Origin of the sequence: Methylobacterium sp. E-046 (assembly GCF_022829625.1) — a bacterium.
Lineage (GTDB): Bacteria > Pseudomonadota > Alphaproteobacteria > Rhizobiales > Beijerinckiaceae > Methylobacterium > Methylobacterium longum.
This window is the reverse complement of the sequence record NZ_JAKSYP010000180.1, coordinates 37,548-51,222: the sequence shown is the minus strand read 5'-3', so window position 1 is coordinate 51,222 and position 13,675 is coordinate 37,548. Positions and strand designations below refer to the sequence as shown.

Annotated in this window: 10 protein-coding genes; 9 read left to right on the top strand and 1 reads right to left on the bottom strand. The window is 70.6% G+C overall.

Annotated features, from left to right (window positions below; all coding sequences use genetic code 11):
- Window positions 1-7 precede the first annotated feature (7 nt).
- The 8 genes from MKK82_RS18180 (at window position 8) to MKK82_RS18150 (ending at window position 8,740) form a co-directional block, all read left to right on the top strand.
- A complete protein-coding gene (locus MKK82_RS18180; protein ID WP_238285727.1) occupies window positions 8-1,762 on the top strand; it encodes a DUF3369 domain-containing protein in 1,755 nt (584 codons plus the stop codon).
- A gap of 197 nt (window positions 1,763-1,959) precedes the next feature.
- The gene (locus MKK82_RS33970) at window positions 1,960-2,091 is read left to right on the top strand and encodes a hypothetical protein (RefSeq protein WP_279603105.1); all 132 of its coding nucleotides are present in this window, start codon (window positions 1,960-1,962) and stop codon (window positions 2,089-2,091) included.
- A gap of 202 nt (window positions 2,092-2,293) precedes the next feature.
- Window positions 2,294-3,316 (top strand): phosphate/phosphite/phosphonate ABC transporter substrate-binding protein, encoded by a 1,023-nt coding sequence (gene phnD / locus MKK82_RS18175; protein ID WP_238285728.1) that lies wholly within the window; start codon window positions 2,294-2,296, stop codon window positions 3,314-3,316.
- Window positions 3,316-4,134, top strand: coding sequence for a phosphonate ABC transporter ATP-binding protein (phnC, locus tag MKK82_RS18170; RefSeq protein ID WP_238285729.1), 819 nt, complete (start codon window positions 3,316-3,318; stop codon window positions 4,132-4,134). The genes phnD and phnC overlap by 1 nt, the downstream gene beginning before the upstream one ends.
- Window positions 4,131-4,937, top strand: a complete 807-nt coding sequence (phnE, locus tag MKK82_RS18165; protein ID WP_238285730.1) for a phosphonate ABC transporter, permease protein PhnE — start codon at window positions 4,131-4,133, stop codon at window positions 4,935-4,937. Before phnC ends, phnE (MKK82_RS18165) begins: the two co-directional genes overlap by 4 nt.
- Window positions 4,934-5,746 carry a phosphonate ABC transporter, permease protein PhnE gene (gene phnE, locus MKK82_RS18160; protein ID WP_238285732.1) on the top strand — a complete coding sequence of 271 codons (813 nt, stop codon included), beginning with the start codon at window positions 4,934-4,936 and terminating at the stop codon, window positions 5,744-5,746. The genes phnE (MKK82_RS18165) and phnE (MKK82_RS18160) overlap by 4 nt, the downstream gene beginning before the upstream one ends.
- Before the next feature lie 619 nt (window positions 5,747-6,365).
- Window positions 6,366-7,565, top strand: coding sequence for a hypothetical protein (locus MKK82_RS18155; RefSeq protein WP_243986428.1), 1,200 nt, complete (start codon window positions 6,366-6,368; stop codon window positions 7,563-7,565).
- 191 nt (window positions 7,566-7,756) lie between these two features.
- A complete protein-coding gene (locus MKK82_RS18150) occupies window positions 7,757-8,740 on the top strand; it encodes an amidohydrolase family protein (protein WP_238285984.1) in 984 nt (327 codons plus the stop codon).
- A 17-nt stretch (window positions 8,741-8,757) separates the two neighbouring features.
- Here the strand turns inward: MKK82_RS18150 and MKK82_RS18145 are convergent, their stop codons facing one another.
- Entirely contained in the window at window positions 8,758-10,170 is a 1,413-nt protein-coding gene (locus MKK82_RS18145; protein WP_238285734.1) for a peptidoglycan-binding protein, read from the bottom strand.
- Window positions 10,171-10,694: 524 nt separating this feature from the next.
- On the opposite strand from MKK82_RS18145, the gene MKK82_RS18140 reads away from it, so the two are divergent.
- Window positions 10,695-13,505 carry a hypothetical protein gene (locus MKK82_RS18140; RefSeq protein ID WP_238285735.1) on the top strand — a complete coding sequence of 937 codons (2,811 nt, stop codon included), beginning with the start codon at window positions 10,695-10,697 and terminating at the stop codon, window positions 13,503-13,505.
- The last annotated feature ends 170 nt before the right edge of the window (window positions 13,506-13,675 follow it).

Here is a 13,675-nt window from a genome sequence, read left to right as displayed (position 1 = left end):
CATAGCCATGGATGACGATACCCTCACGTTGATCCCCGACGATCTCGATGAGGCGCCGCCGAGCGCGGGGGCGTGGGTCATCGCCGTGATCGACGACGATCCGGCGGTCCATGACGGCACCCGCTACGCCCTGGCGAGCTACACCCTCGACGGGCGCGGCCTGGAGATCCTCACCGCCCGGTCGGCCGCGGAGGCGCGGGTGCTGCTCGCCGAGCGCCGCGACGTGGCGGTGGTGCTGCTCGACGTGGTGATGGAGACCGACAATGCCGGGCTGGAGCTGGTCGACTACATCCGGCGCGACCTCCGGCAGGAGACGGTGCGGATCATCCTGCGGACCGGCCAGCCCGGCCAGGCGCCGGAGCGGCGGATCATCGTCGATTACGACATCAACGACTACAAGGCCAAGACCGAGCTGACGGCCGACAAGCTGTTCACCAGCCTCACCGCGGCCCTGCGCGCCTACCAGCAACTCAAGCGCCTGGACGAGACCCGGCGCGGGCTGGAGATCATCATCGACGCGGCGCCGATGCTCCTCGACCACAAGTCGATGCAGCGGCTGGCCGAGGGCGTTCTCACCCAGGTCGCCTCGCTCCTGAACGTGGCCTGCGCGGGCATCCTCGTGCTCCGCGAGACCGCGGCCCCGCAGGAGCGCTTCTGCGTCCTGGCCGGGTCCGGCTGCTACGGACATTACGCGGGCCGCGAGCCGGCCTGGCCGCTGGAGGAGCGCGTGCAGCCCCTCGTCGAGCGGGCCTTCGCGGAGCGCCGCCACAGCTTCGGCGAGCACTGGTCGACCCTGTACCTGCACACCGCGAGCGGCAGCGAGATCGTGGCGCTGATCGAGGCCGACCGGCAGCTCTCCGAGACGGACCGCTCGCTCATCGCGCTGTTCACGAGCCGGCTGTCGATCGCCTTCGACAACGTCATCCTCTACGAGCGGCTGCAGCAGACCAACGCCGACTTGGAGCGGCGGGTGGTCGAGCGCACCGCCGAGCTGATCCGGGCGAACCGCCGGCTGGACCTGCAGCGCTCGGACCTGCGGCGGGCCAACAGCCTCAAGACCGAGATCCTCGGCACCATCGCGCACGACCTGAAGAACCCGCTGGCGGTGATCCTCGGCCGCGCCGAGATGCTGTCCGACCTGATCGACCTCCAGGGCGACCGGGCGCAGATGCGCGCGCAGATCGAGCACGTGCGCACCAGCGCCAAGGGCCTGACCGCCATGATCGACAGCCTCATGGCGGACGCGATGAACGACGCCCTCGACATCAGCCTGCGGCGCGAGCCGGTGGACCTCGCGGGCCTCGCCCGGGAGGTGTGCGAGGCCGACCGGCCGCTGGCCGACGCCAAGGGCCAGACCCTCGTCTGCGAGGGGCCGGAGGAGCTGTTCCTGTGCGGCGACGCCGAGCGCCTGCGGGAGGCCCTCGACAACCTCGTCTCCAACGCCATCAAGTACAGCCCGGAGGGGGGCGCGATCACCGTGCGGGTGAGCCGCGAGCCGGGCCCGCGGGGCGCGGAGCTGGTCTGCGCGGTCGCCGATCACGGCCCCGGCCTGTCGCCGGAGGATTCGACCCGGGTGTTCGGGCGCTTCCAGCGCCTCTCGGCGAAGCCCACCGGCGGCGAGAACTCCACGGGCCTCGGGCTCTCGATCGTCCGGCGCATCGCCGAGCTGCATGGGGGGCGCGCGACGGCCGAGAGCGCGGGGCCCGGCCTCGGGGCCGTGTTCTCGGTCCGCTTCCCGGAAGAGGCGGTCGGGCTGTACTGACCGTCCGCGCGGAGCCTCGGCGGATTGCCCGGCGGGGAGTCGGGCGGCGAAGGGTTCGCGGCCGTCTCGCCCGGCGGGGCTGATCGGTCCCGCGCGTGGCGGACGAAACAGTCGACGCAATCATCGCGCAAATGAGCTTGGCCATAACGCCGCTCCGAAGCAGCCGAGCGACGGTTGCCGCGATGGGGAGACGTCACATGGCCACTCAGATGATGACCACCGGACTCACCGGCACGGACCGCGTCGTGGCGTGGACCATGATCGCAGGACTGGCGCTGGCGCTCGTCCAGTACGCGCAGGGCCTGGCGCTGCCGACGCATTTCGTCTGACGGCGGATCCGCCTGAAGGCCGGTCGGGCGGCGGCGTGACAGGACCTGTCACCGCGCCGCATCTCTCAAGGGCCCCGGTGCCCGCGGCCTTGCGCGAGCCGGAATGTGACGCCTACAAGCTTGCCGGCTCAAGCTCGGCCCGGATCGAGCGGCAACGGCGCGGAGCGGGCCTCAAGGCCTTGCTCCGCATGGAGGAAACCGCGTGACATTCGCCCGATGCGGTGCAGCCCTGGCGCTGCTCTGGGGACTGGGTTCGGGTTCGCCCGCCCTGGCCGACGAGTGCGCCAATCGCGGCCAGCTCGACGACGCCTACTGCGACGCCAACAAGGACCTCGTCGCGGACGTGCCGGCCAAGACCCGCGACCCGAGCGTCATCGTGTTCGCCTACACGCCGGTCGAGGATCCGGCGGTCTACGAGAATTCCTTCAAGCCGTTCACCACCTACCTGTCGCAATGCACGGGCAAGCGGGTGGTCTACTATCCCGTGCAGTCGAACTCGGCCGAGATCGAGGCGATGCGCTCCGGCCGGCTCACGGTGGCGGGCTTCTCGACGGGCCCGCTGGGCTTTGCCGTCAACATGGCCGGCGCGGTCCCGTTCGCCGCCAAGGGCACCGAGAAGGGCTCCGAGGGCTACAACCTCATCGTCGTGGTGAAGGCGAGCAGCCCGTACAAGACGCTGACCGACCTTAAGGGCAAGCGCGTGGCCCATACCGCCCCGTCGTCGAACTCGGGCAATCTCGCCCCCAAGGCGCTGTTCCCGGAGCAGGGATTGAAGCCGGGCGAGGATTACAAGCTCATCTACTCGGGCGGCCACGACAAGTCGGCGCTCGGCGTCGGCACCGGCGACTACGACGCGGCCCCGGTGGCCTCCGACGTGTTCTACCGCATGGTCGCCCGCGGGACGATCAAGGGCGACGATTACCGGGTGATCTACAAGAGCGAGAAGTTCCCGACCTCCGGCTTCGCCTACGCCCACGATCTCAAGCCGGAACTCGCCGAGAAGCTGAAGCAGTGCTTCTACGATTTCCGCTTCCCGCCCGACATGGTGAAGGACTTCGAGGGCGACGACCGCTTCGCGCCGATCACCTACCTCAAGGACTGGGCGATCGTCCGCAAGGTCGCTGAGGATTCGGGCACGCCCTACAACAAGGCCGCCTACGAGCGGGAGGCCGCCCGCGAGGCCGAGGCGGCGCGCAAGAAGGCGGACGGCGCGGGCAAGCCGTGATGGCGGGATCCGCGCTGCGCGAGACCGCCGCCGGACCCGGCGCGGACGTCCGGGCGGATGACCCGCGCGCCCTGGTCATCCGCGGGCTCACCAAGGAGTATCGGCCCGGACAGCCGGTCCTGAAGGGCATCGACCTCGTGGTGCCCGGCACCGGCCTCACCGCCATCATCGGCCCGTCGGGAACCGGCAAGAGCACCCTGATCCGCTGCATCAACCGGCTCGTGCAGCCGACCTCGGGCGAGATCCTGTTCCGCGGCGAGGACCTCGCCCAGCTCTCCGGCCGCAGCTTGCGCCGGGCGCGCCGCCGGATCGGGATGGTGTTCCAGGAATACAACCTCGTCGAACGGCTCACCGTGATGGAGAACCTGCTCTGCGGGCGCCTCGGCTACGTGCCGGCCTGGCGCGCGTGGCTGCGGCGCTTCCCCGAGGCCGACATCGCCCGAGCCTTCGAGCTGCTCGACGCGGTCGGCCTCTCGGGCTTCGCCACGCGCCGGGCCGACGCCCTCTCCGGGGGGCAGCGCCAGCGCGTCGGCATCGCGCGGGCGATCATGCAGGAGCCCGAGATCGTGCTCGCCGACGAGCCGACCTCGTCCCTCGACCCGAAGAGCTCCGTCGAGATCATGGAGATCCTGTCGCGGCTCGCGGCCGAGCGCGGCGTGCCGGTGGTCGTCAACATCCACAACGTGGCGCTGGCCCAGCGGTTTGCGGCACGCATCGTCGGCATGTCGGGCGGGCACGTGGTCTACGACGGTCCGCCCGACCGGCTGAGCGAGCGCGACCTGCGCGGCATCTACGGCGGCGAGAACTGGCTCGAATGAGCGCGCGGACCGGACCGGATCCCTCGGGCGCCTCCCGCGACGTCGCCTTCCGCCCGAACTGGACGGCGCGCGCCGGCTGGGCGCTCCTCGCCCTCTACGCGCTCTACGCCGCCACCCAGCTCGGCTTCGAGCCGGAGCGCCTCGCCAGCGGGCTCGGCCACGGCCGCCAGTTCCTGGCCCGGATGTTCCCGCCCAACTTCTCGCGCTGGGAGCTGATCCAGTCCGGCATCGCCGAGAGCCTGCAGATCGCCGTGATCGCGACGGTGATCGGCATCGCGGTCGCGCTGCCGATCGGCTTCCTGGCGGCCCGTAACCTCATGCCGCCCTGGGTGACGTGGCCGATGCGGGCGCTCATCGCCCTGTGCCGCTCGTTCCACCCGATCATCGTGGCGATCCTCTTCGTGAAGGCGATCGGCTTCGGGGCGCTCGCGGGCGTGATGGCGCTGATCGTCGCCTCGGTGGGCTTCATCGCCAAGCTGTTCGCCGAGGCGATCGAGGAGATCTCCCTCAAGCAGGTCGAGGCGGTGCGGGCGACGGGCGCGGGCTTCCTGTCGACCCTGATCATGGGCGTGCAGCCGCAGGTGCTGCCGCGCTTCATCGGCTTCGCCACCTACCAGCTCGATTCCAACCTCCGGAACTCCACCATGGTGGGGATCGTCGGCGGCGGCGGCATCGGCGCGACGCTGTTCACCGCCTATCAGCGCTTCGACTACGACGTCGTGCTGGCGATCCTGATCGTCATCGTCACGCTGATCATGGTGGCCGAGATCGTGTCGGGCTGGGCACGCAGGGTGTTCCAGTGAGCGCCGCCGCCTCCGCCGCCCCGACCCCCCGCCGCTGGCAGCGCTTCACGCCGCTGAAGCGTCTCGCGCGGCTCGCCTTCACCCTGTTCGCGGTGGCCGCCTTCGTGGCGAGCCTGCGCACCATCGAGGTGATCCCGGAATTCCTCTACGACGCCCCCGACCAGCTCGCCGACCTGTTCGGCCGCATGTGGCCGATGGATCTCGGCTATGTCGGCCCGACCCTCCGGGCCCTGGTGGAGACGCTGCACATCGCGACGCTCGGCACGCTGATCGCGATCGGGATCGCGGTCCCGATCGGATTGCTGGCGGCGCGGAACGTGACGTCCAGCTTGGCCCTGAACCTGCTGGCGAAGTTCGTCTTCGTGACGTCCCGCTCGGTCAATTCCCTGGTCTGGGCGCTGCTGTTCGTGGCGGTGTTCGGGCCCGGGCCGCTCGCCGGCACGCTGGCCATCGCCCTGCGCTCCGTCGGCTTCACCGGCAAACTCTTCGCCGAGGCGCTGGAGGAAGCCAACCGCGGCTCCATCGAGGCGCTGCAGGCCGCCGGGGCTGGGCGGCTCTCGACCCTGCTGCTCGGCTACTGGCCGCAGGTGAAGCCGGCCTTCTGGTCAATCGCGCTGTTCCGCTGGGACATCAACATCCGGGAATCGGCCGTGCTCGGCCTGGTCGGCGCGGGCGGCATCGGCGTCGCCCTCGATACCGCGCTGAACCTGCTCTACTGGGATCAGGTGGCGGTGGTGCTCGCGGCGATCTTCGGTGTCGTCATCCTGGCGGAGATCGTGGTCACGCAGCTTCGGTCGCGGACGCTCTGATCCGGCCGATCAGGATCAGGGTCCCGACCGGCCCCGAGGGGGCGGTGCGGGCGGTGGACGCCACGATGCCCGCGGCACGGCCCTGGTCTCGCCCGCGGGCCACGGGAACTCGTGCGGCCCGGGCAGTCCGGAGCGCTGCACGAGCCGCAAGAGCGCCCCGCCCGGCGCGGATGGGATCGGCCCCCTCCGCCACACCCGCAACGCCGGCCAAGACGGCTCCGGCTCGGGATGCCCGACGGGCAGGCCGGATCACCGCCACGCAGGGCGCGTCCCCGGCGATGAACGCCGAGCACGCCTTCGACCCCGCGTTCCGCGACGGCTCGGCCCCGGTCTTCGGCGGCGCGCAGCTGCGCGAGGGAGCAGGCGTCGCCGGCGTCCGCTGATCGCGCGTCGCTCGCGCATCCCCGTGCGCCGCGGCGGGACGCGACGGGTCGATCCGCGGCGGGGTCAGCGTCCTCGCGTTCTGTCTCCTGCACGTCGTTGACCAGGGCCGGCGAACAATTTGCCGAAAGCGTAGCGCAAAGCTTCGGCCGCTCCCGTCCACCCGGTGGACGGGTGGCGCCCCGCGGCGTCTGATCCCGGCACAAGAACTGAATACAGAATCATCAGGGAGGCTTGCATGCTGCGCGGGTTGGTCGTCGCTGCCCTGCTCGGGCTCACCGTCGGCGCGGCCGCAGAGGAGCCGCTCCGCTTCGAGGTCGACCCGGCCTGGCCGAAGCGCCTGCCCAACGACTGGATCATGGGTCAGGCCGCGGGCGTCGCGGTCGACGCGGAGGACAATGTCTGGGTGATCCAGCGCCCGCGCACCCTCACCGACGACGAGAAGGCGGCGAGCCTCGATCCGCCGCGCACCCGCTGCTGCAAGCCGGCCCCCCCGGTCCTCGAATTCGATCAGGCCGGGACCCTGATCCGGTCCTGGGGCGGGCCCGGGGAGGGCTATCAATGGCCCCAGAACGAGCACGGCATCACGATCGACCACAAGGGCTTCGTCTGGCTCGCCGGCAACGGCGACACCGACGGCCAGATCCTGAAGTTCACGCCGGACGGCCGCTTCGTGCTCCAGATCGGCAAGCAGGGACCGCAGACCGACAGCCAGGACACCACCCGCCTGGGCAAGCCGGCCGGGATGATGGTCGATCCCGAGACGAACGAGCTCTACGTGGCCGACGGCTACTACAATCACCGCGTCATCGTGTTCGACGCCGAGACCGGCGCGTTCAAGCGGATGTGGGGCGCCTACGGCAAGCCGCCCACCGACGAGAAGCTCGGGGCCTACGATCCCGCGGCCGAGCCGGCGACCCAGTTCCGCAACCCGGTCCACTGCGTGCAGATCGCCCGCGACGGGCTGGTCTACGTCTGCGACCGGACTAACAACCGCATGCAGGTGTTCCACAAGGACGGCCGCTTCGTGAAGGAGATGTTCGTCGAGAAGAACACCCGGGCGAACGGCTCGGTCTGGGAACTCGCCCTGTGGCCGGACGAGCGCCAGAGCTACCTGCTCAACGCCGACGGGGCCAACAACGAGGTCCGCACCCTGAGCCGCGACACCGGCGAGATCCTCGGCCGCTTCGGCCGCAACGGCCGGATGGCGGGCGACTTTCACTGGGTCCACAACCTCGCGGTGGACTCGAAGGGCAACGTCTTCACCACCGAGGTGGATACCGGCAAGCGCGCCCAGAAATTCCTCTTCCGCGGCGACATGGTCCTGCGCAAGCGCGCCGCGCTGCAGGAGGGCCAGACGGCCGGCCAAGCGGCGGGCCAAGCGGTTGGCCAAGCGGTCGGCCAAGCGGCGGGCCAGCCGGCAGGAAGCCCGCGATGATCGCCGATTCCGACCCGGCCGCGGGGGCCGCCTGCCCCTGCTGCCTCCCGCGAAGGGGTTTCATGCGCCGCCTCGCGGGCCTGGGCGCGGCGGCCCTCACGGCCCTTCCCGCCGCCGCCGCGGCCGAGCCCTTGGGCTATGCGGGCCTCGTGATCGACTGCCACGGACACTACACCACCGAGCCGCCCGCCATGCTGGCGTGGCGCAAGCGCCAGATCGACGCCATCAACGATCCCGCGCAGGCCCCGTCCCCCGCCGACCTCAAGGTCAGCGACGACGCGGTGCGCGACAGCGTCCGCGCGCGGCAGCTCACGCTCCAGTCCGAGCGGGGCATCTCGCTGGCCCTGTTCTCGCCCCGGGCGGGCGGGATGGGCCACCATATCGGCAACGCCCGCACCAGCCTCGACTGGTCGATCGTGTCGAACGACATGATTCACCGCGTCGTGAGCCTGCATCCCAGGAACTTCGTCGGGGTCTGCCAGCTACCGCAGACGCCGGGCGTGTCGCCGAAGAACTGCACGGCCGAACTGGAGCGGTGCGTGACGCAGCTCGGCTTCGTCGGCTGCAACGTCAATCCGGACCCGTCCGGCGGCTACTGGTCCGATCCGCCGCTCTCGGACCGGTTCTGGTACCCGCTCTGGGAGAAGATGGTCGAGCTGGACGTGCCCGGCATGGTCCATGTTAGCGCCTCGGCCAACCGCAATTTCCATGCGACGGGCGCGCATTACATCAACGGCGACACCAGCGCCTTCATGCAGTTCGTGACCTCCGACCTGTTCAAGGACTTCCCGACGCTGCGGCTGATCATCCCCCATGGCGGCGGCGCGGTGCCCTACCACTGGGGCCGCTACCGCGGGCTCGCGCAGGACCTGAAGCGGCCGCCGCTGTCGGAGCTGATGCGCAACGTGTTCTTCGACACCTGCGTCTACCACCAGCCGGGCATCGACCTGCTGCTCAAGGTCGTGCCGCACGACAACGTGCTGTTCGCCTCCGAGATGGTGGGCGCGGTGAACGGGATCGATCCCGAGACGGGCCACGCCTACGACGACACCAAGCGCTACGTCGAGGCCGCGGCGCTCCCCGACGGCGACCGGGCGAAGATCTACGCCGGCAACGCTCTCAGGGTCTATCCGCGCCTCGGGGGCACGCTGACCGCCGCGGGCCTCACGCCGTAGGCCGGACTCTGATCGGGCTAAGGCGCGGGCTGCGGTGCGCGCTGCGGTGCGGACTTGGCCGCCGCGGCGGTCCACTTCTCGAGCTTACCGAGCGCCCCCCAGGCGGTGAGGCCGAGGAAGATCGGCATCGTGTAGGGGCTGAGCCCGAAGGCCGGGGTGAGCTGCGCGAGAACCTGGCCCAGGCCCGTCGTCGCGGGGACCTGCGCCAGGATCTGCGTCGCCACGGCGCCGATGATGCCGAGGGCGGATTTCTTGCCGTTGAGCAGGTGCCCGATCGTCTGCCCGAGCGCGCCGTTGACCGGCCCCAGGCCCGCCCCCGGAACCGGCTGCGGCGCCGTCCCGGGAAGCGGTGGTCCCGCGGTGAGCCGCGCCCCGTCGAACTGCCGGCGCAGGGCGTCGATCTGCTGGCGCAGGGCCTGTAACGGCTCCTCGAGCCGCGCCGCGAGGTCGACGGACGGTGCGACGGTCGCGGGTGTCACGATCATCGGTTGCACCGGCGCCGGTTGCGCCGGCGCGGCCGTGCCCCGGGCAACCTGCCGCTCGAGCGCCTCGATGCGCGCCAGCACCCCCGTATCCGCCGCTGGCCGCAGGGCCTCCTGGATGGCCGCGACGGTACGGGCGTCCGCGATGCCGGTGTCGTCGAGGCCGCGCTGCGCCTGGAACTGCGCCACGGCGGCCATGGTCCGGCGCCCGTTCCGCCCGTCCTCGACGAGGCGGGGCGCCGCGCCGAGGCGGTTGAGGGCCTGCTGGACCCACAGCGTGCTGTCGGCGAGTTCGTCGTCCGGCTCGCGCGTCGGGTCGATCTCGGCGGGGTGCGGTCCGGCGCTCCGGCCGGCGCTCCGTCCGTCGATCTGGATGGTCGGGTCCAGGTCGAGGAGCGCCTTCAGGATCACGGCGGTGCCGAGCTGCGTGTCGACCACGTTCGGGTCGAAGACGTGGTCGCGCACGAACTTGCCGCCCCGCGCACCCGGCGGCCCGTAGGCGGTCGAGCCGCCCCACAGATAGGGGGAGTTCACTCCCTTGCCGTGATAGCCGTAGCCGTTGAAGCCCTCGAGCCGATACAGGACCCGCGCGGCGCTCCAGTCGCTCACGCCGACCAAGCCCTCGAGGCGCAGGGCGTCGACCGCCCCGTCCGCGAACGCATTCGGGCCCGCGAAGGGGCCGCGTCCCCTGGGGACGATGGTGGTCCGCCGGTCGAGGGGCTGCCCGTTGCCGAGATAAGTCTCGAAGTCGAGGGACGATTCCCGGTAGTGGCAGAGCCCGATGAACCACCACGGCACGCCGGTGCGGGCTTCGACCTCCTGGTAGCGCGGCTTTCCGGCGGCGATCCGCTGCGCCAGCTTGCGGGCCGCCTCCGCCTTCTCGGGGCGGATCTGGAGCGACTCCCAGATCCGCTCGTAATCGTCCCGGTACTCCTTGAACGACGCCATGTCGGTGCTCCAGGCGGGAGGGGCGGGTCCGGAGACGATCCCGGCGCCGGTGGCGGAGCCCTCCGGGGCGCGGACGCGTGCGGGCCCGCGCGCAGGGCGCCGCCGGGCGGGCGCGCCGCCCCATGCCCCCCGACGCAGGTCCCGGACGCATCCTGGGCCTGGCCGAAACCGACACCTGCCGAGTTGCTTCGCGACTTAAGTAGGCTACGGCCGAGATTGGCGCGTCCTTCAAATGGATGATGATCCGAGAATTGATTTGCGGGACCATGCTGCGGGCCCATATCCTTTGATGCGGCCGATAAATGCGAAGATGTCATCAACCAAAATTTTGAAATCCGATGATTGCGCATCGAAGGCGCTATAAAATTTCGAACAAATTATTACATATGGCTACTTATACGGATGAATAGAGGTCGAGAGACGTAAATACCGCAAAGACGAAAATTGAGAATCTATTCTGGACGTCCCGTTGGTCTGGCGGCTCCTGGCAAGGTCAGGGACCGGCGCGCGTGGTCGGAGGAACGATGGACGCGGATCTCGGAGGCGCCGGCCGCGCAGAGGCGCCGACCTACGGCCTGCCGGCCCTGACGACGCGCGACGGGGGCTGGCTGCTGGATACGGAGCAGGCGCTCCAGGAGGAGCTCGATCACTTCTGCGGGCCGCGCCCGCCCGGCGACGCCACGCCCTTGCGGGCTCGGGCGGACGAGGCCCGGCTGTCCGCGCTCTGCCTGTCCGGGGGGGGAATCCGCAGTGCCACCTTCTGCCTGGGTGCCGTGCAGGCTCTGGCCGCCCGGCGCATGCTCGGCGAGTTCCATTACCTGTCGACGGTCTCGGGCGGCGGCTTCGCCGGCGGCTGGCTGCAGACCTTCATCCGCGAATGCGGGGGCCTCGCGGAGGCGGAGCGCCGCCTCGCGGGATCGGGCCGGGAGGTCTTCGCCAAGCTGAGGCGCTACACGAACTACCTGACGCCGGAGGTCGGGCTCCTGTCCCGGGACACCTGGGCCGGCATCGTCCTCTATGTCAGGAACACGTTCCTCAACTGGCTCATCATCTTCCCGCTGCTGCTGTTCATCCCTCTGGCGCTGCTGACCTACCGGACGGCGCTCGAGGCGGCGAGCCGGAGCACGCTGTGGCTGCCCCTGATCCTGGGCAGCGCCGCCCTCCTCGTGGCGACCTTCAACGCCTGCCGCATGCTGCCGAGCCACCGGCCGCTGAGAGGCGGCGTGACGGCCTACGCGTCGCCGGCCTTCATCGCGGGCTGGATCCTCGCGCCGACCTGCTTGTGGGCGTTGGCCCTGCCGTTCACCCTGCGCGCGCTGTTCGAGCACGGGCTGCCGGTCCCGAACGAGAGTCTGTACATCCTCGGCATCGCGTACTTCGTCGTGCAGGCGGCCGGCTACCTCTGCGGAATGGGCTGGCAGAAGCTCAAGGGCCATCCGGGTCAGTGGCTGTACGAGCGGAACATGGGTCCGTGGATCGCCGCCAGCCTCGTCTCGACCACCCTCGTCATGGTCTGCGCCGGATCGAGCATCGGCTGGCTGGTGGGCGGCGACGTCACCGCCTTCAAGCCCGGGGAGGCCCAGGTCTCGCAGACCCTGACCGTGCTGGCGCCTCCGATCCTGATCCTGATCCACCTCTTCCAGAGCGTCGTGTTCATCGGCTTCCGCAGGAGCGCCGAACGGGCCGACCTCGACAGGGAGTGGGTGGCGCGGATCGACGGGCAACTCCTGCTCGCCGCCGCGGGCTGGACGGTCCTGTGCCTGTGCTGCCTGATCGTGTCGGCGGTCGCCCTCGGCCGCGAGGATGCACAGCTTCCGGCCCTGTTCAGCGCCCTCGGCGCCCTCGCCACCGGCCCGGCCGCGGCTTTCCTGGGCAAGCAGGTGTTCGCCCGGACGCAGGCGCTCGCCGCGAAGGGGCGGATGGACGACCTCCTGATGATCGGCCTGAGCGCGATGGCGGCGGTCTTCGGCATCAGCCTGTTCGCGCTGCTGGGGTGGTGCCTGGGCCGCTTCCTCGGCGATACCCACGACTGGTGGGGCGATTGCCCGATCCCCCGGGCGGCCTACGACCGCGCGGAGGCCGCCGCACAGTGCGCCATCAATCCCTACGGGATGATCCTGATCCTCAACCTCGGGGTGGCGATCGTACTCGCCGGTGCGGTCCACCTGTTCGGCCGCGTCAACGTCAACCGCTTCTCCATGCACGGGGTCTACCGCAACCGCCTGACCCGCGGCTTCCTGGGCTCCGCCCGCGCGCGCCGCGACGCCGACCCGTTCACGGATTTCGACGAGGACGACAGTCCGCGCATCGCCGAGCTCGGGACGGAGCGGCGGCTGCTGCCCGTGGTCAACATGACCCTGAACCTCACCGACATCCTGCGGACCGAGTGGGCGGAGCGGAAGGCCGCCCCGTTCACCGCGACCCCGTTCGCCTGCGGCTCGGCGATCCTCGATCGCGCGGAGGCCGGACGTGCCGCGCCGCGCCGGGACGGCCCGCGCGGGGCCTACATCCGGACCACGGCGTATGCCGGCATGGAGACCGGCAGCGACCGGGTGAGCGACGGCCGGGGACCGCTCCTCGGTGGCCTTCTGACGATCTCGGGGGCTGCGGTCAGCCCGAACTGGGGCTACCACTCCTCGCGCCTGATCGCGTTCCTGATGACGCTGTTCAACGTCCGGCTCGGGGCTTGGCTGCCCAATCCCGCCGTCGCGCGGCGGGAGGATCTCCGGCTGGCCAAGCCCAGGAACTCCGTGCTGGCGCTCCTGAGCGAACTCGGCGGCCGCAGCACCGACGTGCGGCAGGCCATCTACCTGTCGGATGGCGGCCATTTCGACAATCTCGGCCTCTACGAGATGCTGCGGCGCCGCTGCGCCCGGATCGTGGTGATCGATGCCGGCCAGGACGAGGCCTGCACGTTCTTCGACCTCGGCAACGTGATCCGGAAGGCGGAGGTCGACGGGCTCGCGAAGGTGCAGATGGGCGAGATGCGCATCCTGCCCCGCGCGACGATCGAGCGGGACGGGAAGCGGGCCGGGGCGCTCGGCTACGCCCGCGGCACGATCATCTACCCGGACGCCCGCGATCCGGCCTCGCTGATCTACATCAAGCCGAGCTTCCTCGACGACATTCCCGCCGAGGTGCGCGCCTACGGGGCGACCAGCCCCGCGTTCCCGCACGAGAGCACCGCGAACCAGTGGTTCTCGGAGAGCCAGTTCGAGAGCTACCGCGCCCTCGGCTTCCATCAGGTCAGCCGGATGTTCGGCTCGCAGCTCACGACGCTCTCGGAATGGTCGACCTATCTCGACAGCGAGGCCAATCGCCATCCCTGCGCCTGAGGGCCGATCCGGACGCCGGAGCGCGCCGCCGCGGGGCGGGCACGCCCGTCCGCCTGCGCTCCGGGCTCCGCGGCCGATGCCGGCGGCCTGCCCGGCGCCGGAGAGCTCCCTCGTCAACACGTCCGAGAACCCCTCGGACCGCCACGGCTCCGCCCTGCCTGGCGCCGGAC

Bases quoted from the DNA above. Each gene is read 5' to 3' on its own strand.
- MKK82_RS18180 (WP_238285727.1), top strand. From the start codon at position 8: ATGGATGACGATACCCTCACGTTGATCCCCGACGATCTCGATGAGGCG.
- MKK82_RS33970 (WP_279603105.1), top strand. From the start codon at position 1,960: ATGGCCACTCAGATGATGACCACCGGACTCACCGGCACGGACCGCGTC.
- phnC (WP_238285729.1), top strand. From the start codon at position 3,316: ATGGCGGGATCCGCGCTGCGCGAGACCGCCGCCGGACCCGGCGCGGAC.
- phnE (WP_238285730.1), top strand. From the start codon at position 4,131: ATGAGCGCGCGGACCGGACCGGATCCCTCGGGCGCCTCCCGCGACGTC.
- MKK82_RS18155 (WP_243986428.1), top strand. From the start codon at position 6,366: ATGCTGCGCGGGTTGGTCGTCGCTGCCCTGCTCGGGCTCACCGTCGGC.
- MKK82_RS18150 (WP_238285984.1), top strand. From the start codon at position 7,757: ATGCTGGCGTGGCGCAAGCGCCAGATCGACGCCATCAACGATCCCGCG.
- MKK82_RS18145 (WP_238285734.1), bottom strand. From the start codon at position 10,170: ATGGCGTCGTTCAAGGAGTACCGGGACGATTACGAGCGGATCTGGGAG.
- MKK82_RS18140 (WP_238285735.1), top strand. From the start codon at position 10,695: ATGGACGCGGATCTCGGAGGCGCCGGCCGCGCAGAGGCGCCGACCTAC.